The organism is Pseudomonas sp. LBUM1656 (assembly GCF_059716065.1).
The window spans coordinates 6,384,508-6,404,167 of record NZ_CP166800.1 but is presented as its reverse complement, the minus strand read 5'-3'; the positions used below and the strand labels follow the sequence as shown (position 1 = coordinate 6,404,167).

Annotated in this window: 16 protein-coding genes; 9 read left to right on the top strand and 7 right to left on the bottom strand. The window is 60.8% G+C overall.

From position 1 onward, the window contains the following. Positions 1-143: 143 nt before the first annotated feature. Together ACA072_RS29080 and ACA072_RS29075 are read left to right on the top strand one after the other, a co-directional pair. Positions 144-1,340 (top strand): DUF3142 domain-containing protein, encoded by a 1,197-nt coding sequence (locus ACA072_RS29080; protein WP_497622220.1) that lies wholly within the window; start codon positions 144-146, stop codon positions 1,338-1,340. After that, positions 1,327-3,447: a hypothetical protein gene (locus ACA072_RS29075; protein WP_497622218.1), complete on the top strand. Its 2,121-nt coding sequence runs from the start codon at positions 1,327-1,329 to the stop codon at positions 3,445-3,447. Before ACA072_RS29080 ends, ACA072_RS29075 begins: the two co-directional genes overlap by 14 nt. Positions 3,448-3,450: 3 nt before the next feature. Here ACA072_RS29075 and ACA072_RS29070 read toward each other — a convergent pair whose 3' ends face one another. Further along, positions 3,451-4,080 (bottom strand): LysE family translocator, encoded by a 630-nt coding sequence (locus ACA072_RS29070; RefSeq protein WP_497622216.1) that lies wholly within the window; start codon positions 4,078-4,080, stop codon positions 3,451-3,453. A 145-nt stretch (positions 4,081-4,225) separates the two neighbouring features. Here ACA072_RS29070 and ACA072_RS29065 point away from each other — a divergent pair, with 145 nt between their 5' ends. Next, the gene (locus ACA072_RS29065) at positions 4,226-4,699 is read left to right on the top strand and encodes an Lrp/AsnC family transcriptional regulator (protein ID WP_497622214.1); all 474 of its coding nucleotides are present in this window, start codon (positions 4,226-4,228) and stop codon (positions 4,697-4,699) included. Between the two features lie 121 nt (positions 4,700-4,820). Here ACA072_RS29065 and lpdA read toward each other — a convergent pair whose 3' ends face one another. After that, positions 4,821-6,221 (bottom strand): dihydrolipoyl dehydrogenase, encoded by a 1,401-nt coding sequence (gene lpdA / locus ACA072_RS29060; RefSeq protein WP_497622212.1) that lies wholly within the window; start codon positions 6,219-6,221, stop codon positions 4,821-4,823. Positions 6,222-6,438: 217 nt separating this feature from the next. Between lpdA and hflK (ACA072_RS29055) the strand changes: the two genes are divergently transcribed. The 5 genes from hflK (ACA072_RS29055) (at position 6,439) to cfaB (ending at position 13,783) form a co-directional block, all read left to right on the top strand. Continuing rightward, positions 6,439-8,397: a protease modulator HflK gene (hflK, locus tag ACA072_RS29055; RefSeq protein ID WP_497625054.1), complete on the top strand. Its 1,959-nt coding sequence runs from the start codon at positions 6,439-6,441 to the stop codon at positions 8,395-8,397. After that, positions 8,394-9,434 carry a protease modulator HflC gene (gene hflC / locus ACA072_RS29050; RefSeq protein WP_497622211.1) on the top strand — a complete coding sequence of 347 codons (1,041 nt, stop codon included), beginning with the start codon at positions 8,394-8,396 and terminating at the stop codon, positions 9,432-9,434. The genes hflK (ACA072_RS29055) and hflC overlap by 4 nt, the downstream gene beginning before the upstream one ends. Beyond that, the gene (gene hflK / locus ACA072_RS29045; protein ID WP_497622208.1) at positions 9,431-10,489 is read left to right on the top strand and encodes a protease modulator HflK; all 1,059 of its coding nucleotides are present in this window, start codon (positions 9,431-9,433) and stop codon (positions 10,487-10,489) included. The genes hflC and hflK (ACA072_RS29045) overlap by 4 nt, the downstream gene beginning before the upstream one ends. After that, complete coding sequence (locus ACA072_RS29040; RefSeq protein ID WP_497622206.1) at positions 10,486-12,396, top strand: cation-translocating P-type ATPase; 1,911 nt, start codon at positions 10,486-10,488, stop codon at positions 12,394-12,396. The genes hflK (ACA072_RS29045) and ACA072_RS29040 overlap by 4 nt, the downstream gene beginning before the upstream one ends. Before the next feature lie 205 nt (positions 12,397-12,601). Then, a complete protein-coding gene (cfaB, locus tag ACA072_RS29035) occupies positions 12,602-13,783 on the top strand; it encodes a C17 cyclopropane fatty acid synthase CfaB (RefSeq protein ID WP_497622205.1) in 1,182 nt (393 codons plus the stop codon). Here cfaB and cls read toward each other — a convergent pair. After that, on the bottom strand, positions 13,780-15,219 hold the full coding sequence (cls, locus tag ACA072_RS29030; protein WP_497622204.1) for a cardiolipin synthase: 1,440 nt from the start codon (positions 15,217-15,219) through the stop codon (positions 13,780-13,782). The genes cfaB and cls overlap by 4 nt on opposite strands. A gap of 131 nt (positions 15,220-15,350) precedes the next feature. Here cls and ACA072_RS29025 point away from each other — a divergent pair, with 131 nt between their 5' ends. After that, positions 15,351-15,872, top strand: a complete 522-nt coding sequence (locus tag ACA072_RS29025) for a DUF3617 domain-containing protein (RefSeq protein WP_497622202.1) — start codon at positions 15,351-15,353, stop codon at positions 15,870-15,872. 77 nt (positions 15,873-15,949) lie between these two features. Here the strand turns inward: ACA072_RS29025 and ACA072_RS29020 are convergent, their stop codons facing one another. From ACA072_RS29020 to ACA072_RS29005, 4 genes are read right to left on the bottom strand one after another with little or no spacing between them, the layout of a single operon-like run. Beyond that, positions 15,950-16,855, bottom strand: a complete 906-nt coding sequence (locus ACA072_RS29020; RefSeq protein WP_497622200.1) for a His/Gly/Thr/Pro-type tRNA ligase C-terminal domain-containing protein — start codon at positions 16,853-16,855, stop codon at positions 15,950-15,952. Between the two features lie 30 nt (positions 16,856-16,885). Beyond that, complete coding sequence (locus ACA072_RS29015) at positions 16,886-18,223, bottom strand: dihydroorotase (protein ID WP_497622199.1); 1,338 nt, start codon at positions 18,221-18,223, stop codon at positions 16,886-16,888. A 2-nt stretch (positions 18,224-18,225) separates the two neighbouring features. Then, the gene (locus tag ACA072_RS29010) at positions 18,226-18,786 is read right to left on the bottom strand and encodes a gamma carbonic anhydrase family protein (protein WP_109626881.1); all 561 of its coding nucleotides are present in this window, start codon (positions 18,784-18,786) and stop codon (positions 18,226-18,228) included. Further along, positions 18,783-19,658, bottom strand: a complete 876-nt coding sequence (locus tag ACA072_RS29005; protein ID WP_497622198.1) for a metal ABC transporter substrate-binding protein — start codon at positions 19,656-19,658, stop codon at positions 18,783-18,785. Before ACA072_RS29005 ends, ACA072_RS29010 begins: the two co-directional genes overlap by 4 nt. Between the last annotated feature and the right edge of the window lie 2 nt (positions 19,659-19,660).

The window sequence follows — 19,660 nt, the reverse complement described above, 5'->3', positions numbered from 1 at the left end:
CGCGAGGCTGCGTTCGGCTGCGAAGCAGTCGTAAAATCGGGCGCCGCGGTTTTTCAGGTAAATCGTGCATTCTGGTTTCACGACTGCTACGCAGCCGAACGCAGCCTCGCGTTGCTCGGCAGCTGCTACAGAGAAGGGGATTCATGGATTTTTTTGTTCGACTGGCGGCGGTGCTTGCCGCGCTGGTGCTGCTCAGCGGTTGCGAGCAAAAGGACGTGCCAGCGCTCGATCAGCAACTCTATGTGTGGCAACGCCAATGGACGTCGGCCCATGACGCCGCGCTGCAAGACAGTCGCGATGACTTCTCCACTTTGCGGGTGCTGGCCTTGCAGGCTTTTCCCCTGGCGGGCTGGAGCCGGGCGCGGGTCGATCCGGCGCTGCTCAAACGTGATGGCCGACCGCTGATTGCGGTGATTCGTCTTGATGGCCAACTCAAGGCGCTGGATCAGGGCGACGTCACATTGCAAATCCAGCAAGTGCTCAGCGATTGGCAAGGGCAGGGGCTGACGCTCTCCGGTGTGGAAATCGACCACGATGCCGGCAGCGCCCGGCTACCGACTTACCGCGAATTTCTCACGCACCTGCGCGCGGCTTTGCCCACTTCGTTGCCGTTAAGCATCACCGCATTGCCGGCCTGGCTCGACAGCCCCGAGTTGCCGGCGCTCCTGGCGACTGTCGACAGCAGCGTACTGCAGGTGCATGCGGTCAGCGATCCGCGTCGTGGTCTGTTTGATCCGGACCAAGCCAGGCAATGGGCCAAGGCCTGGAGCCGCATCACCTCGAAACCCTTTTACCTGGCGCTGCCGGCCTATGGCGTGGCCCTGTTACCGGGGGCCAGTGGTGCGCCCGTCATTGAAAGCGAAGTGCCCATCGAGCGCACCGGCAAACGTCGGGAATTGCTGGCAGACCCCTTGCAGCTGAGCACACTCGCCGCCGAACTGCGTGCCGATCCACCGGCGCATCTGGTCGGCCTGATCTGGTTTCGCCTGCCGCTGGCGGGTGATCGTCGAGCCTGGAGCCTGAACACGCTGAGGGCCGTCGCTCGCGGAGATTCCCTCGACAGTCGCTTGAGTGTGAAACTCATCGCGCAAGACCACCTCTATGACATCAGCGTCAACAATCAAGGCAACCTCGACAGCGCCTGGCCCGAACGCGTAACGCTGGCGGTCCGGGGCTGCGAGGGCGCCGATGCGCTGGCCGGTTATGCGTTGCAACAAAGCCCGGATCTGCTTACCTTCACCCGCCTGCGCGACGGCCGGATACCGGCCGGCGAGCAGCGCGCCATCGGTTGGGCACGCTGCGCACACATTGATCAAGGAGGTTCGAATGTTCACCCGTAACTGGCCCCGCCATTTGCTTTGCCTGAGCCTCAGCCTGCCGCTGGGTTCGGCGCTCGCCTGTGGGCCGGACTTCCCGATGCGCTTGCTGGACAACCGCGCCCAATCGCTGGCGGAGCTGCCGGAAGGCAACTTCCAGTTCGAGATCAACCGCCTCGGGCACATGATCGCAGGGCTCAAGAACGTCGAGGCGTCCCCTTACAGCATGGAGGCGACCGACTACGCAGCGCAGCGGGACAAGGCCGAGCAGGCCGGTTTGACGGTGGAGCAGCAAGCGCTGGCCAAACAACTGCGCGCGCTGACCGATGCCCATCAAGTTGACATCGACGGCGCGAGCCTGCCTGCCGAGCTTCGGTTTTATCTGGCGGGTGCCGTGGCGTTCAACGCCGGTGATCACGCACTGGCCGCCGAATACTTCCAGAAAGTGCTGGCGCTGCCGGCGGATCAACGCGCCTTGCGCAGCACCTGGGCAGCGTATTCGCTGGGTCGGGCGCTGTTTGCCATGAGCGCCGAAGCAGACGCAACGCCCGACCTGCTGGGGCAGTCGCGAAAGGCTTTTGAGCAGACCCGTCAGCTGAGCATCGACGGCTTCAGCGACCCGCTGGAGCTGGGTGTCGCCAGCCTCGGCGAAGAAGCCCGCGTGGCGCGCACCGCTGGCGATTGGAACAGCGCCATCAACCTGTACGCCACGCAAAATCGTCACGGCTCGGCGGTGGGTTACACCTCGCTGAAGCTGTTGATGGCGGATCTGCTGGCGATGCCTGAAGATCAGTTGACCGAGTTGCTCAAGGGCAAACCGGTGCAGCAACTGGTGACGGCGTCGCTGATCAGTCGCTTGGGCTGGTCATTCGGTGATCAGCCGCCGAACGAACTGAAACTGATCAAACTGCTGCAAAGCAGCACGCGCGGCAGTCTGGATAACGCTGACCGGTTGGCGGCGATGAATTATCAACAGGGCGATTACACCAGCGCCAAGGCGTTCCTTGAACACGCCGGGGACGGCGGCCTGGCGTGGTGGCTGCGGGCGAAACTGGCGCTGCGTGAGGGCGACAAAAACGCAGCGGCTGCGGCGTATGCCAAGGCAGCCCAGGCCTTCCCGCAGAACGAGTCGTGGGGCGAGCGACGCACGCCGGATTACGATTTCGAAAGCCTGCAGCCCAAGTGCCGGGTTGAGGGTGAAAGTGCGATCCTGGCGCTGCAACGCGGCGATTATCTGCAAGCGTTCGATCAGCTCTATCGCAGCCAAAGCATCTATTGGTTCGATGCCGCGACCGTCGCCGAGCGTGTGCTGACCGTCGATGAGCTCAAGCATTACGTCGACACCCAGGTGCCGGCGCCGCCAGTGCTGAGCCAGCAGGATCGTGACAACTACGTGCCGTTGCCGGTGGCGGCACAGCTGCGCAATTTGCTCGGACGGCGGTTGCTGCGCGAAGAGCGCTACGACGAAGCGCTGGCGTATTTCGACAATCCCGATCTACAAAAAAAAGCCCGGTTGTATGCGCAACAGCGGCAGTTGGCCGATGCGGCTTGGTGGCCGACGAAACGTGCGTCTGCTCTGTTCAACGCAGCCTGGACGGCACGCGAGTGGGGCATGGACATTCTCGGTTATGAAATGGCCCCGGACTACGCCACGTTTGGCGGCAATTACAGTCTGGAGACGGCTGAGCTGAAGGTTGGCCCATTGGTGGCCGAAGGTGAAGTCCAGCGCCAGCAAGCCAGCGCCGCGAAGCCCGACGAGCGCTATCACTATCGATTCGTCGCGACGGCCTTGGCCAACCGCGCCGCCGATAACCTGCCTCACACCAGCCAGGCCTTTGCGGCGGTGTTGTGTTCGGCGGCGGGGTGGAACAGCAGCCTTGAAGACCAAAGTGCGCTGTACCAGCGCTACGTCAAAGAGGGCCCCTACGTGGATTGGGCGGTGGATTTCGGCCACCAATGCCCGTATCCCGACTTCGAGAATGCCAGCAAACGTTATGTGACCCAGGCGACTGATGCCACACGTTCGGCGCTGCGGCCGTACAAGTGGCCGTTGCAGATCGGCGGGGTCATTGCGGTGGCGGCAGCGGCGCTGTTGTTGATCAACCGGCGCCGCCGTCGTAAGGCGCAATAAGGTTCAGGCCTGTTGAACAAAGGCCAGCCGCACGGCAAAACCGATCAACAGGCTGCCGAACAACCACTGTTGCAGGCGCTGGGCCGAAGGACTGCGTTGCAGCCAGCGGCCCAGTGCAGCGCCGGTCAAGGCGTAGGCGCTGTCGAACAGCAAACCGACGCCGACCAGCAGCACGCCCAATACCGCAAACTGCGCGAGTACCGGTCCGGCGTGAGGGTTGATGAACTGCGGCAGCAACACCGAGCAGAACAGCAACGCCTTGGGGTTGAGCAGGTTGGTCAGCAAGCCACGCTGGATCGCGTCCTGCCAGCGAGGTTTTTCGAGGGCGGCGTCGCTGCCATTCAGGTTCGGCAACATCGTGGTTCGCAGGCACTGAATGCCGATCCACAGCAGGTACGCGGCCCCCGCCAGGCGCACCACGTCGAAGGTCCACGGCGCGGCTTTGAACAACGCAGCCAGCCCCAACGCGGCCAACGCCACATGACAACCACGAGCAATGCCCAGACCCACCGCCGTCGCCAATGCCGCGCCTTTGCCCTGACGGGCGCCGGTCTGCAGCAGCAGGATCATGTCCGGGCCGGGCAACAGATACACCACCGCCAGCGCCATGAAAAACAGCCAGAGTCCTTCCACGTTGCACCCCATTCGTTGTCGATTCGGTAGCGCCAGTCTAGGGTAGAAGGGTGCGGCATGTGCTTGCGTAGTCAGCTTCTAAATGATCGATATTTGGCATAACCTGCCACTTCGTCACGATCAAACCATCAGGATCTGCCAAACCATGAAACTGGACGCCTACGACCGCAAGATTCTCGCAGCCCTGCAACGGGACGGTCGCCTGAGCAATGTGCAATTGGCCGATGAGATCGGTTTGTCCGCTTCGCCGTGTTTGCGCCGGGTGCGGATGCTGGAGGAGGCCGGCGTGATTCGCGGTTATCAGGCCAATCTTGATCGGGATGAAGTGGGGCTTGGGCTGACGGTGTTTGTCGGGGTCAAAGTGGAGCGCCACAACGATGAACAGGCCGAAGCCTTTCGCCAGGCCGTGACGGCACTGCCGGAGGTGGTTTCGGCGTTTCTGGTATCAGGGGAATCGGATTTTCTGTTGCAAGTGGTGGTACCGGATTTGCGCGGATATGACCGTTTTCTTACGGAGCGATTGCTGAAATTGCCGGGGGTGAGTGACATCCGCAGCAACTTTGCGATTCACACGGTGAAGACACCGGGGGCGTTGCCGTTGGGGCATCTACCAGGTTGAGACCGAGTTGACCGCATCGCGAGCAGGCTCACTCCCACAGGGGATTTGTGGCGTTCACAAAACCAGTGTGGGAGTGAGCCTGCTCGCGATAGCGATAGTCCAGACTCCATCACTCTAAGGCTTACATCTGCGTCGCCATCCCCTCAACATTCATCGCCGCCTGACGCAATGCCTCGGACCGCGTCGGATGCGGATGGCACGTCAGCGCAATGTCTTCCGCCGAAGCGCTGAATTCCATTGCCACGCAATACTCGCCAATCATTTCACTGACACTCGGCCCCACAAGGTGTACGCCGAGAATCTCGTCGGTGCGCTCATCGGCCAGCACTTTGGCGAAGCCTTCGGTCTCGTGGTTGATCTTCGCCCGGCTGTTGGCGGTGAAGGGAAACTTGCCAACTTTGTACGCCCGACCTTCATCCTTGAGCTGTTCTTCAGTCTTGCCGACGCTGGCCAGTTCAGGCTTGGTGTAAATGACGTTGGGGATCAGGTCGTAGTTGACCTCGCCCGCCTTGCCGACGATCTGCTCGATGCAGGCCATGGCTTCATCCTCGGCCTTGTGCGCGAGCATCGGCCCGGAGGTAACGTCGCCGATCACCCATACGCCAGCCGCTTCAGTGCGGTGACCCTTGTTGGCGAGCATGCCGCGTTTGTCGGTGCTGAGGCCGACGTTTTCCAGACCCAGACCTTCGGTGTAAGGCCTACGCCCGATAGAAACCAGCACGTAATCGGCTTCGAGCAACTCGGCGGTACCGCCAGCCGCCGGTTCAACGCTGAGCTGAACGCCATTTGCCGAGGTCGTGGCGCTGGTCACTTTCGAGCTCAACTTGAAGCTGATCCCCTGTTTGCTCAGCGAGCGCTGCAGGGTTTTGCCTGCTTCACCGTCCACCCCGGGGCAGATCCGGTCGAGAAATTCGACAACGGTCACTTGAGCGCCGAGGCGTCGCCACACCGAGCCCAGTTCCAGGCCGATTACACCGGCACCGATCACCACCAGGTGCTTCGGCACTTCGGCCAGTGACAGCGCGCCGGTGGAATCGAGGATGCGTTTGTTATCGATCTCGACGCCTGGCAGGGGAGTGGGCTCGGAGCCGGTGGCGATGATGATGTCCTTGGCACTCAGTTCGGTCTTGCCACCCTGGCTGTCGGTCACCGTCACTTTGCCCGGCCCGTCGATGTGGCCCCAGCCTTTGATCCAGTCGACTTTGTTTTTGCGAAACAGAAATTCGATGCCCTTGGTCAGCCCGGTCACGCTTTCATCTTTCTGCTTCATCATCTGGGCAAGGTTGAGGGTCGGTTTGACCTCGATCCCCAGGTTGGCGAATTCCGTGCCCATGGCCGCGTCGTAGAGTTCCGAGGCATGCAAAAGCGCCTTGGATGGCATGCAACCGACATTAAGGCAGGTCCCGCCGAGCGTCGCCCGGCCTTCCACGCACGCTGCTTTCAGCCCTAGCTGACCTGCACGGATTGCTGCGTTGTAACCGCCGGGGCCACCGCCCAGAATCACGACGTCATAAGTGCTCATGGATGTACTCCTGGACTGAAAGGGAAGTGGGCTGGGTAACCGTAGCCTTTGATTAAAATTACGAACGTAATATGTGCGTTTATGGCTATTTCGGTCAAGGCTTCAGCAAGGCGACAGGTTGAGCGTCTTTAGATAGAGCGAATTAGTACAAAAATTTCACTGCTTTCGTTATATCGTAACGAATTGCGATGTGGCCAATGATAAGTACTGGGGTGGTATGCAAGTCGATCTCGAAGTCGATGGAACGCAGGTAGCAGGGCTGCTGCGCTTTCAGCAGGCGGTTTTTCAAGGGCGGCGATTGCGTCAGTTCGCCATCGGCCTGAGCGCCTTGGCGGCGGTCGGTCTGGTGCTGGCGTTTTTCGTCGGGCTGTTTGCGCCGCTGTCGCTGTGGGCTCCGTTGCTGGTCAGTCAGAGTGCCGGTTTGCTGGTGCTGATTGCCGCTCTGCAATCGGCGTGGTGGGTGACTCAGTGGCGTGCTCGGGCAATGAGTCCGCCGCCGCCGGTGGTGGTGGCGGACGACACCGTTGCCCCGGAAGGCTGGTATGATCGATTGCTGGAGCGACTCAGTCAGCGCTGGGTGCGCATGCTCGGGCAGATCGGCGCACCGACGCTCTGGCTCGCCGGCTGGGCGCTGTTGACGATCTTCAGCATCAGTCAGTTCTGGAGCCTCGCGTTGCCGCCCGCTGCGTTGGGCCTGTCGGCGAGCGTCGGCGCCGCGCTGTCGTTATTGCTGGCCTTCGGTTTGCTGGTGCTTGAGCGTCAGCTCGCCCAGGAAAACGTCGCCCAATGGCCAGAAGCGGGGCAGTTGGCGCAGATGAGCCGGGTGGCAATCATTTGCCTGGTGCTCAGCGCGTTGTGTTTGTTGTTCGGCAGCGAAACTTCGGTCTGGCCGGTGCGGTTGGCGGTGCTGATCGGCTTGTTGCCAGGGCTGGTCGCGGCCGAGTTGTTGCTGCGCGCGGTCCTGTCGCTGTTCAGTCCTCGCCGTGAACAACTTGAACCGACGTTGCTGGCGCGTAGTTTTGTCGCCGACATGCTGCGTTGGCCGCCACAACCGTTGTTGGCGTTGCAGCACGAACTGCATAACCGCTTCGGCATCGACCTGCGGCAAATTTGGGCCTTCACCTACATGCGCCGAGCGTTTTTGCCGGTGATGGCGGTGGTGGCAATCGTCGGGTGGTCGCTCACCGGCATTCACGAAATACCGCTGCAAGGGCGGGGCATCTACGAGCGTTTCGGCAAACCGGTGGAAGTGTTCGGCCCGGGATTGCACGCCGGTTTGCCGTGGCCTTTGGGCCGGGTGTTGAGCGTTGAAAACGGCGTGGTTCATGAGTTGGCGACCAGCGTTGGCGAAACGTCGGCGCCGGTCGTCCTGGAGCCTGCGGAAGGCCCGGCGCCGGCGATTGCCAATCGCTTGTGGGACGCCAGCCATGTGAACGATAAATCCCAGGTCATCGCCAGCAGCCGTGCCGACAAACAGAGCTTTCAAATCGTCAACATGGACGTGCGTTTTGTCTATCGCATCGGTTTGACCGATCAAGCGGCGTTGGCCGCGACGTACAACAGCGCCGATGTACCGACGCTGATTCGCAGCACCGCCAGCCGGATTCTGGTTCATGACTTCGCCTCGCGGACCCTCGATGGTTTGCTCGGCGAAGACAGGGTAGGGCTGGCTGAAGAGATTGGTCGCGCCGTGCAGGCTGATTTGCACAAACTGGACAGCGGCGTGGAAATTCTCGCCACGGTGGTTGAGGCCATTCACCCGCCGGCCGGAGCGGCGAACGCTTATCACGGTGTTCAGGCGGCGCAGATTGGTGCCCAGGCATTGATCTCCCGCGAGCGCGGTGCGGCAGCGGAGGCGACCAATCAGGCGCAATTGCAGGCCAGCATTGCTCGCGATCAAGCGACAGCCAGTGCGCATGAAATCAATTCCACTGCTCAGGCGGCGGATCTGAAATTCACCGCTGAGCAAAAAGCGTATGCCAGTGCCGGACAGGCGTTCGTGCTGGAACAGTATTTCAGCCAACTGACCCAAGGCCTGACCAACGCCAAGTTGCTGGTTCTCGATCATCGCCTGGGCGGCAGCAGCAATGCGCCGACCATCGACCTACGTACTTTCACGCTGCCGGCCGATCCTGCGTCGCCGCGCAATAGCGCTCAGCCAGGAGCTGCCAATTGAGCCAGTCGCACACTCACGATCACGACGACCACGCGGGCCACGATCACGGCCATGGCGGACATCACCACGGTCACCACCACCATCATCACGGTGATCCACAAGAAGCCGGCCCGTTCCCGTGGCGGCGCATGGGCTGGGCGGCATTGCTCGTGGCATTTGCCATCGCGGCGGCGAGTCTGGTGCAAGTGCGCTCGGGGGAGGCCACGGTGATCACTCGCTTCGGCAATCCGTCGCGGGTGTTGCTGGAGCCGGGTCTTGGCTGGCGCTGGCCGGCACCGTTTGAAGCGGCCATTCCTGTCGACTTGCGCCTGCGGACCACCTCCAGCGGTTTGCAGGATGTGGGTACGCGCGACGGTTTGCGCATCATTGTTCAGGCGTACGTGGCGTGGCAGGTGCAGGGCGATCCGGATAACGTGCAGCGTTTTATGCGAGCCGTGCAGAATCAGCCGGACGAAGCGGCGCGGCAGATTCGTACGTTTGTGGGGTCTGCACTGGAAACCACCGCGAGCAGTTTCGATCTGGCCAACCTGGTGAACACCGACGCCAATCAGGTTCACATCGCAGATTTCGAGGCGCAGTTGCGTCAGCAGATCGATCAGCAGTTGCTGACCACGTATGGGGTTCGGGTGCTGCAAGTGGGCATCGAGCGTTTGACCCTGCCGTCGGTGACGCTCACCGCCACAGTCGACCGCATGCGTGCCGAGCGTGAAACAATTGCCACTGAACGCACCGCGATCGGCAAACGAGAAGCCGCGCAAATCCGATCCGCTGCCGAACGTGATGCGCGCATCGTGCAAGCCGATGCGACGGTGAAAGCGGCTGATATCGAAGCTCAATCCCGCGTTGAAGCCGCGCAGATTTATGGCCGTGCCTACGCCGGTTCGCCGCAGCTTTACAACTTGCTGCGCTCCCTCGACACCTTGGGCACGATCGTCACCCCGGGCACCAAACTGATTTTGCGCACCGATGCCGCGCCTTTCCGGGTGTTGGTTGACGGTCCACCGACCCTCGACAATAAGCCCGGGTCGCAGCCATGAATTTAGTTCCACGTGGAACACTTGAGTTAAGTAGCCCCTGGATTCAGGCTGGGCGATTGGCTTTTCTGGCGCTTTACGGCGTGACAATTCTCGCCGCGCTAGCTTGGGCATTCTCCAATGTGCGGCAGATCGATCCACAGAATCGGGCGGTCGTCCTGCACTTCGGTGCGCTGGATCGCATCCAGAATGCCGGGTTGCTGTTGGCGTGGCCGCGCCCCTTTGAGCAAGTGATTTTGTTGCCGGCGGCCGACCGGGTGATCGAACGTCGGGTGGAGAATCTGCTGCGCAGTGATGCTGCGTTGCAGGCCGACCGACTAGCGTCTTTCGCGACTCCGCTGAGCGATGCGCTTGCTGGCTCGGGTTATTTGCTGACCGGTGATGCGGGCGTGGTGCAACTGGATGTGCGGGTTTTCTACAAGGTCACTGAACCTTATGCCTTCGTGCTTCAAGGCGAGCATGTGCTGCCGGCACTCGATCGGCTGGTCACTCGCAGCGCCGTTGCACTGACCGCTGCGCGAGACCTCGATACCATTTTGGTGGCTCGACCGGAGCTTATCGGCACCGATAACCAGGCGGCCGAACGTCGCGAACGTCTGCGCGGTGACTTGGTGCAAGGCATCAATCAACGTCTTGCCGAGCTGACTGCAACGGGGCAGGGACTGGGCATCGAAGTGGCACGAGTCGATGTGCAATCGAGTCTGCCCGGTCCCGCGGTGAATGCGTTCAATGCGGTGCTGACCGCCAGCCAGCAAGCGGACAAAGCCGTCGCCAATGCACGCACTGAGGCTGAGAAACTGACCCAGACAGCCAATGAACAAGGCGACCGAACGCTACAAGTCGCCCACGCCCAGGCGAGCGAGCGGCTGGCGAAAGCCTCGGCCGATACGGCCACGGTGTTGAGCCTGGCCAAGGCGCAACAACAGGGTACCGACCCGCAAATGTTGCTGCGCATTTACCGTGAGCAGATGCCGAAGATTCTCGGTCAGGCCGGTTCGGTGACGACGGTCAACCCGAAAGACGATACCCGCCTGATCATTCAGGGAGCAACGCAATGACCGCCCAGACCGCCGCCGCACCGAGCCTGTTGTCCTCGGCTGAACAACGCAGCGCTGCACGCCAATTGACCCTGGCCATGCTCGCACTTGGCTTGCTCAGCCTCGGTTTGGTCTGGCGCTGGCTGTCTCCGGAACAGACGGGCGTCAGTCAATTGCTGTTGGGTTTTGCTTCCTTGCTGGTGGCCGTGCCGGTGATGCGCTCGGCGTGGTACAGCCTGCGGTATCCAAGCTTGCACGGGATCACCGATCAGCTGATCGCCCTCGCCATGCTCGGCGCCTGGGCGACGGGTGATCTGCTGACCGCCGCGTTGCTACCCATCATCATGATCTTCGGCCACGTACTGGAAGAGCGCAGTGTGATCGGTTCCCAGGAAGCGATTCGCGCCCTCGGCAAATTGACCCGTAGCCACGCACGTAAGGTTCAGGCGGACGGTGCCATCGTCGAGGTCGACAACGGCACACTTAAAACCGGCGACATTGTCGAAGTAAGAGCGGGTGATCGGGTGCCGGCCGATGGTCGGGTGTTGTCCGGTCAGGCGAGCCTCGACACGGCATCCATCACCGGTGAGTCGGTGCCTATCGAGGCGGGCGTTGGTATGCAGGTCTTTGGCGGGGCGATCAACCTCGACGGTCTGTTGCGCATCGAAGTGATGCGCACTGGCAGCGAGTCGACCCTCGGGAAAGTCATCGCCCTGATGCAAAGCGCCGAGCGTTCAAAGCCGCCGATCACGCGTTTGCTCGAACGCTACGCCGGCAGCTACATGGTGCTGGTGTTGCTGTTGGCCGCGGTGACCTGGTTTGTCACCAACGATGCCCAGGCGATGCTCGCGGTGCTGGTGGCGGCGTGTCCTTGCGCGTTGGTGTTATCGGCTCCGGCTACGGCGATTGCCGGCGTGGCGGTGGCGGCGCGGCACGGGATCCTGATCCGCAGCTCGGCCTTCCTGGAAGAGTTGGCGGACCTGACGTCGCTGGTGGTCGACAAGACCGGAACCCTGACGTTTGGCACCTTGCGCTTGCAGTCCATCGACAGCCCGCTGGAGGACCGCAGCCACGTGCTGAAACTCGCTGCCAGTCTTGGTTCGGCCAGCAGCCATCCGGTCAGTCGTGCGCTCGCCGGTCTGGTCACTCAGGAACATTTTCTGCTGCTCTCGGACATCCACGAGCGCCAGGGGCTGGGCGTGGTGGCGATGACGGAACAGGGCGAGGCAGCACTCGGTCGCCCGGAGTTGTTCGCGCAATTGGACATCGCCACGTCGGCCGTTCCTGAACACGACGGCCCGATTGCCGGGTTGGCGCTCAACGGTGAATTCCTTGCCTGGCTGTTGCTGGCCGACAGCGTCAAACCTGAAGCGCGATTTGCCTTGAGCGAATTACGTGAGTTGGGTTTGGGTCGCCAGTTGCTGCTCACTGGAGATCGGCACAGCGTCGCGCACACGCTGGCGCGTGATGTCGGCATCAGCGATGTTGAAGCGCAGGCCTTGCCTGAGGACAAACTCAACCGCGTGCTGACGGAGATCGACAATGGTTTCCGGCCGATGGTGGTGGGGGATGGCATCAACGATTCGCTGGCACTCAAGGCCGGCGTCGTTGGAGTGGCCATGGGCGCCGGAGGTGCGGACATCGCGCTGGCGTCGGCAGACATTGTGCTGATCGGCAGCGACCTGCGTCGCCTCGGAACTTGTGTTCGGTTGAGCCGCCAATGTCGGCAGACGTTACAGGTCAACGTGATCATCGGCCTGGGCTGGACCCTGGCGATTGTTGCCTTCGCTGCATTCGGCTGGCTCGGTGCGGCGGGGGCGATGATTGCGGCGTTGCTGCATAACCTTAGTACGTTGCTGGTGCTCGGAAACGCGGGGCGTCTGCTGCGCTTTCAGGAACCATTGTTGAAAATCAAAGACGAGCCTTGAAAGGCTCTAAACCAAGGAGATGAGGACAACACTAACTTTTTAGAACTGCGCTTCAAGTTCGTAGTCATCTAGGGTAAGGACCATCGCCCACGACGGCTGGTTACAGCGCCGCGAGTTATAGAAAAACGCTATTAAATCGATAGCCAGCTATTTTTCTAGGATGGTCTACCCTCACATCAGACGTCTGAAACAAGGGGGATTTTCCATGCTCGCGCAACTTCCACCGGCCTTACAGAATCTGCAGTTACCGCTACGCCTGCGACTCTGGGACGGCCATGAATTCAATCTGGGGCCGACGCCCAGCGTCACGATTGTGGTCAAGGACCCACAAATGGTTTCCCAGTTCACCCATCCAAGCCTGGACGCGCTCGGAGCGGCGTTTGTCGAAGGTAAACTTGAGCTCGAAGGTTCCATCAGCGACGTGATACGCGTCTGTGATGAGTGGAGCCAGAAATTGCTCGGTGACCAAGACAGTCAGCCATTGCGCACTGCCCATGACAAGGAAACCGACGCGAAGGCGATTTCCTACCACTACGACCTTTCCAACGCGTTTTATCAGCTGTGGCTCGACAGCGACATGGCGTATTCCTGCGCCTATTTCGAGACCGGCAGTGAAACGCTGGAGCAAGCACAGCAAGCCAAATTTCGCCACCTCTGCCGCAAGCTGCGGCTGCAGCCCGGTGAATACCTGCTGGATGTCGGGTGCGGTTGGGGAGGGCTGGCTCGCTTTGCGGCCCGTGAGTTCGGCGCAAAAGTGTTCGGGATTACTCTCAGTAAAGAGCAACTGGCCCTGGCCCGTGAAAGGGTCAGCGCCGAAGGCCTGGACGATCTGGTCGAGCTGCAACTGCTCGACTACCGCGACCTGCCTCAGGACGGGCGCTTCGACAAAGTGGTCAGCGTCGGCATGTTCGAACACGTCGGCCACGCCAACCTGGCCGAGTACTGCAAAACCTTGTTCGGCGCGGTGAAAGAGGGCGGCCTGGTGATGAACCACGGGATTACCGCCAAGCACACTGATGGCCGTCCGGTGGGGCGCGGTGTCGGGGATTTCATCGAGAAGTATGTCTTCCCCAACGGCGAGCTGCCGCACCTGTCGATGATTTCCGCCGAGATCAGCGAAGCGGGGCTGGAGATCGTCGATGTCGAGAGCCTGCGCCTGCACTACGCGCGCACCCTGGACCATTGGAGCGAACGCCTGGAGGACAATCTGGAGGCGGCTTCCAGACTGGTTCCGGAACAGGCGCTGCGAATCTGGCGGTTGTACCTGGCTGGATGCGCTTACGCGTTCGCCAGAGGCTGGATCAATCTGCACCAGATCCTCGCGGTGAAAGCCCACGCTGATGGCAGCCATGAACTGCCATGGACGCGAGACGACATCTACCTTTAGAGAATCGGTGAAATAAGCCGGGCGATCCGCATGCCGACCTGTTGCAGGCGGCGGGTCTCCCGGCTTTCTTCTTTGGCGATCTCGTGGGCCTGGGCGAAGTCATCGTTGAGCATCTGTTCTACCTCGGCGGCAAATGCGCTGTCGACGGTCAGCAGCATCACTTCGAAATTAAGCCTGAACGAACGGTTATCCATATTGGCGCTGCCAATGGCGCTGATTTCGCTGTCGATCAATACCACCTTCTGATGCAGGAACCCCGGCTGGTAGCGGAACACTCGCACGCCTGCGCGCACGGCTTCGAACGCATAGAGACTTGAGGCGGCGTAGACGATTCGGTGGTCCGGTCGTGAAGGCAGCAGTATCCGCACATCCACGCCGCGCAGCACCGCCAGTCGCAACGCTGCGAACACGGCTTCGTCGGGGATGAAGTAGGGGCTGGTGATCCATACCCGTTCTGTCGCGGCATGGATGGATTCGACGAAGAACAACGAACAGGTTTCGTAGGAATCGGCCGGGCCGCTGGCGAGTAGTTGGCAGAGCACTCCGTCGTCCGGATACTCGTCCGGCAGGATCAGCGGTGGCAACGATCGCGCTGCCCAGAACCAGTCCTCGGCAAACGACTCCTGCATACAGGCGACCACCGGGCCGCGTACGCGGACATGGGTGTCGCGCCAGGGCGCCAACGGTGGTTTCTCGCCCATGTATTCGTCGCCGACGTTATGCCCGCCGACGAAGCCCAGAATCCCGTCGACGACGACGATCTTGCGATGATTGCGGAAGTTGACCTGGAAGCGGTTGAGCCAGCCGCTGCGGGTGGCGAAGGCTTTGACCTCGACGCCGGCATCACGCAACGGTTGCACGTAACTGTGGGGCAGGGAATGGCTGCCGATGCGGTCGTACAGCAAGTGGATCGCCACGCCTTCGGCGGCTTTCTTCAGCAGCAGGGTTTGCAGGCGTTGGCCGAGGCGGTCGTCGTGGATGATGAAGAATTGAATCAGCACCGCTTCCTTCGCGTTGTCGATGGCTTCGAAAATCGCGTCGAAGGTGGCTTGGCCGTTGATCAGCAAGCGCACTTCGTTGTTCGCCAGGCACGGCATTCGCCCCAGTTTGGGCATGGCCCTCAAGGACGCGTAGGCACTGGAAGCGCGAGCGGTCAGCGCTTCTTCCACCCAGGGACGCCAGTTGAGCTCGGAGATTGCCTTGCGCATCTCTTCGTTGGCCTGTCGCCGCGCCTTGATGTAGCCATCGAAGGTGCTGCGACCGAAGACCAGATACGGAATAAGCGTGAGGTAAGGCATGAAGATCAACGACAGGGCCCAGGCGATGGATCCCTGGGCGGTCCGGACGGTGAGTACGGCGTGGATGGCTGCAATCAGGCCCAGCGTATGAAGCAGTGCAATCATGTAGCCGAAAATGTGCGGTCCAAAGTAATCCATGGGGCAGCCTTGCTCCTGAAGATTCAATGCTTAACAGACCATGTTCCGTGCAGAATGTCGCTATTTAATTGGCCCATGAACCGAAGCCATTGGCTGACGTCTAACGGCCACTACTGATCAGGAGTTACTCGATGAACGTTCGTCTGCTGGGTTTGGCCGTGGCTCTTGGTTTGGCACTTCCTGTGGCCGCTCAGGCACAGATGCTGCAGCCGGGTTTGTGGGAATTGACCACCAGCAACATGAAGGTCGATGACCAGAACCTGCCGGACTTGCAGTTGATCCTCGGTCAGTTGCAGGGCCAGATGACCCCGGAACAGCGTGCGCAGCTGGAGAAGCAGGGCATCACCATGGGCGGCAAAGGGATTCGGGCGTGTCTGACGCCGGAGCAAGTGAAGTCAGACAATATTCCGCTGACGGATCCGCAATCGGGCTGCAAACAGGAAATCACTGAGCGCAGCGGCAATCAGTGGAAATTCCGCTTCAGTTGTCCGAAAGCGCAGGGTTCGGGTGTCGCCACCTTCCTCAGTGATCGTGAGTTCACCACCAAGGTCAACGGCACGTTCAATGCGACCGGCATTCAGCAGAAGGGTAGCCTCGATACCCGTGCGGTGTGGCTGGGTCAGGATTGCGGGACCGTTAAGCCACGGGCCTAAAAACTTCGCTAGCAGGCTAGCTCCCACAGGGATGGTGTTTATCCTGCGGGAGCTAGCCTGCTAGCGATGGCGTCGCTTCAGACATCCGAAATGCCAGTCGACCTCAGCCAGTCACACACCGCCTCAACCGCCATCCGACCGAAATCTTCCCCCGTTCGGCTGCGCACACTGACAAACCCGCCTGCTTTTTCTTTCTCGCCAATCACCAACAGATACGGCACTTGCTGACTGTGTTCGCGGATCTTGTGGCGGACTTTCTCGTTGCGCAGGTCCGCACGAGCGCGTACGCCGGTTCGGCGCAAGGCCTCGGTCACGGACTGTGCGTAATCCGCCTGACGCTCGTCCATGCTGACGATGATCACGTGCGGCGGCGTCCGCCAGTCTTCCAGTTCCTGTTGGCAGGACCAGCACGTGCCGTAGATCCGCTGCGGCGCAATGCCGCTGATGTGATTGAGCGTGAATGCCTGCAACACTCGGGTGGCCGGAACATGCGGGCCCACTGACAGACACTCGAAGTCTCCAAAGAGGTAGGGCAATGACCTTTGCGCGGGCGTCGATCCGAAGGACGGCTTGCGGCGCCGGATCGAATGGTTGGTGGCTGCCAGCGTCCTCATGCGCGCTTCGATGGCGGCAAGGTCGACCAGGTTTAACAGACGCTCGAACGCAAACTCATAAAAGAAGCCATCACCCAGCGCCGATCCGCTCTGCAACTGCGCTTTTGGATAGAGTTGTTTGATAGCCACCGCCAGCATCAATGCGCAGGAACGTCGCAAGATCTCCAGCCCATCGGGCTCTTGAGGCGTGACGACGCTGACGCGGGCGTCGCCCTCGATCATGAATTCACAATCCACCAGAACGCCGTCCACCCGACCGGCCACGGCCGCTTTGGCCAGCCCGGCGCCAATGCTCGCGGCGAATTCATACACCGACAACGGTTGGTCGTACTCACGCAATGAACCATCGCTCAGGGTGATGTGAATCATGTGGGTGCTCTCGAGTGCAATAAACGCGCGTTAGCGCATAAACCGTAGGGGTAAACCCTGGCAGTTGTCATTAAGACGTTTGTCGTGCCAGGCAATTTGCCCCGATACGATTGTGGTGCTGACGCTGTGGCGAAAACGCTGTCGGGCGAAGGGCGTCCAGCCGCATTGCGACAAGACCGGCTGCCTGGAAATGGCCACGCCTTCCGGCTCGGGTTTGATCAGAACGAGGTCGGCCCAGTAGCCTTCGCGCAGATAACCGCGGTCGGGAATGGCGAACAGATCCGCCACGCGGTGACTGGTCTTGGCCACGAGGGTAGTTATCGGCAGGACTTCATCAATCACCAGTTCCATTAAAGCGGGCAGGGCGTGTTGCACCAACGGCAGACCGGAGGGGGCCTGGCTGTAGGGGCGTTGTTTTTCCGCCCAGGTATGCGGCGCGTGATCGCTGCCGATGACGTCCAGTCGATTGCCCAACAAGGCATGACGCAAGGCATCACGATCAGCCTGACTCTTGATCGCCGGATTGCACTTGATCAGGTTGCCGAGGGTCGGGTAGTCGCGATCATCGAACAGCAAATGATGCAGGCAGACTTCAGCGGTAATGCGTTTCTGTAGCAGTGGCTTGTCTTCGAACAGCGCCAGCTCGCGGGCGGTGGTCAGGTGCAAAACATGCAGTCTGGTGCCATGACGTTTAGCGAGGTCCACGGCCATCGAGGAGGAGCGAAAGCAGGCTTCGGCGTCGCGAATCAGTGGATGGACGGCGGCGGGGATGTATTCCCCGAAACGCTCGAGCACAGTTACGGCATTGGCTTCGATGCTGGGTGTGTGTTCGCAATGGGCCAGCAAAAGGGTTGGCACCTCGGCGAACAAACGTTCAAGTGTCCGCGGATCGTCAACCAGCATGTTGCCGGTAGAGGCACCCATGAAGACTTTTACGCCAGCCACTTCGCAGGGATTGAGCGCCGCGACGGTGTCGAGGTTGTCGTTGCTCACGCCGAAGTGAAAACCATAGTTGGCGACAGAATTGATCGCCGCTCGACGCTTCTTGTCAGCGAGTGCCGCGAGGGTCAGGGTGGCCGGGTTGGTGTTGGGCATGTCCATGAAACTGGTAATGCCGCCCGCCACGGCCGCCCGCGATTCAGTGTAAAAGCTGCCCTTGTCCGGCGCCCCGGGATCTCGGAAATGCACTTGGTCGTCGATCATTCCAGGCAACAGCCATTGCCCTTGAGCATCGATTTCGACGTGGGCATTTTCTCCGTCGATGCTGCTGGCGATCTTCACAATCCGGCCATTGCTCACCAGCAGATCGCCCTCGAATTCCCGACCTTCATTCACCAGTCTGGCATTGCGAATCAGCACGCTGCTCATGGTCAGAACTCGTTCTGCAGGGCTTTGTAGCCGCGCACCAGATCGACGTTAGTGCGCGCCACGTCTTCGGAAAATTCCGAAGCACTGACGCTCACCGGCGGGAACTGCGAGAGGTCTGTGTGGGGCCCGATGCGAGTGGTGGAGGGCACGTAGAAATCCTCAGGCAAGTCACGACCGTCGACCACCGAGTTGTGCCGCACCACGCTGCCATCACCGACCGCGCAGTTGAACAACACGCTGTTGAACCCGATGAACACCCGGTCGCCAACGGTGCACGGGCCATGAACGATGGAGCGGTGAGCAATCGAACTGAACTCGCCGATGGTCACCGCCGCGCCGGACTTGGAGTGAATGACCACGCCATCCTGGATGTTCGAATTGGCGCCGATGGTGATCGGCTCCATTTCGCCTGACGCATCCACTTCGTCGGCCCGGATGACTGCGTATGGACCGACGAACACGTTTTCGCCGATCACCACTTTGCCGCAGATGATCGCAGTTTTATCCACATAGGCGGACTCCGCAATCAGTGGCAAATCGCCTGAAGGGTTCTTGCGGATCATGGCTTGCTCAATGCGGCGTAGAGGGTGTTGAGGTTGTATTCGAACAGGCCGGCAAAGGTGCTCGCAGGACCGCTTGCGGCGAGGGCATCGGAGTACAGCGTGCCACCGATGTGCGCGCCGCTTTCGTCGGCAATCTGCTTGAGCAGACGCGCATCCTTGATGTTCTCCAAGAACACCGCTTTGACCTTGGCTTGGCGAATCTGGGTGATCAGCGCAGCGACTTCGGCGGCAGACGGTTCGCGCTCAGTGGACAGTCCTTGCGGTGCCATGAAGTCGATGCCGTAGGCCTGGCCCAGATAACCGAACGCATCATGGGAGGTGACGATCTTGCGGTTGCCCGGTGGCAGCGAGCCGAGCTTGGCCTTGGCTTCGGCGAGCAGGGCGTAGATCTGTTTCAGGTAAGCGTGGCTGTTGCGTTCGTAGTCGGCTTTATTCGACGGGTCGGCGGAGATCAGCGCCTTGGTGATGTTGCTGATGTACAGCTCGGTGTTGGCCAGGTTGTGCCAGGCATGAGGGTCTGGCACGGTCTCGCCGTCTTCATCCAGGGAACGCGGAATGACGCCGTGGCTTGCGCTGACAACTGAAGCTTTGGTCTCGGTGCTGGTCACCAGACGGTCCAGCCAGGGTTCGAAACCCAAACCGTTTTTGATGATGAGTCTGGCCTTGAGCAAGGCTTTGGCATCGTCCGGGGTTGGCTCGTACGTATGGGCATCGGCGTCAGGACCGACCATGTTGGTGATCTGGATATGGTCGCCGCCGACCTGATGGGTCATGTCGGCGAGGATGCTGAAACTGGTGACGACCTGAAGTTTTTCCGCAGCAGACAGCGACATCGACAGCATCAAACTGAACAGCACGAGTAAAGCGCGCATCG

Bases quoted from the DNA above. Each gene is read 5' to 3' on its own strand.
- hflK (WP_497625054.1), top strand. From the start codon at position 6,439: ATGCAAGTCGATCTCGAAGTCGATGGAACGCAGGTAGCAGGGCTGCTG.
- ACA072_RS29065 (WP_497622214.1), top strand. From the start codon at position 4,226: ATGAAACTGGACGCCTACGACCGCAAGATTCTCGCAGCCCTGCAACGG.
- ACA072_RS29080 (WP_497622220.1), top strand. From the start codon at position 144: ATGGATTTTTTTGTTCGACTGGCGGCGGTGCTTGCCGCGCTGGTGCTG.
- cls (WP_497622204.1), bottom strand. From the start codon at position 15,219: ATGGATTACTTTGGACCGCACATTTTCGGCTACATGATTGCACTGCTT.
- ACA072_RS29015 (WP_497622199.1), bottom strand. From the start codon at position 18,223: ATGAGCAGCGTGCTGATTCGCAATGCCAGACTGGTGAATGAAGGTCGG.
- hflK (WP_497622208.1), top strand. From the start codon at position 9,431: ATGAATTTAGTTCCACGTGGAACACTTGAGTTAAGTAGCCCCTGGATT.
- ACA072_RS29025 (WP_497622202.1), top strand. From the start codon at position 15,351: ATGAACGTTCGTCTGCTGGGTTTGGCCGTGGCTCTTGGTTTGGCACTT.
- lpdA (WP_497622212.1), bottom strand. From the start codon at position 6,221: ATGAGCACTTATGACGTCGTGATTCTGGGCGGTGGCCCCGGCGGTTAC.
- cfaB (WP_497622205.1), top strand. From the start codon at position 12,602: ATGCTCGCGCAACTTCCACCGGCCTTACAGAATCTGCAGTTACCGCTA.
- ACA072_RS29020 (WP_497622200.1), bottom strand. From the start codon at position 16,855: ATGATTCACATCACCCTGAGCGATGGTTCATTGCGTGAGTACGACCAA.
- ACA072_RS29005 (WP_497622198.1), bottom strand. From the start codon at position 19,658: ATGCGCGCTTTACTCGTGCTGTTCAGTTTGATGCTGTCGATGTCGCTG.
- ACA072_RS29075 (WP_497622218.1), top strand. From the start codon at position 1,327: ATGTTCACCCGTAACTGGCCCCGCCATTTGCTTTGCCTGAGCCTCAGC.
- ACA072_RS29010 (WP_109626881.1), bottom strand. From the start codon at position 18,786: ATGATCCGCAAGAACCCTTCAGGCGATTTGCCACTGATTGCGGAGTCC.
- ACA072_RS29040 (WP_497622206.1), top strand. From the start codon at position 10,486: ATGACCGCCCAGACCGCCGCCGCACCGAGCCTGTTGTCCTCGGCTGAA.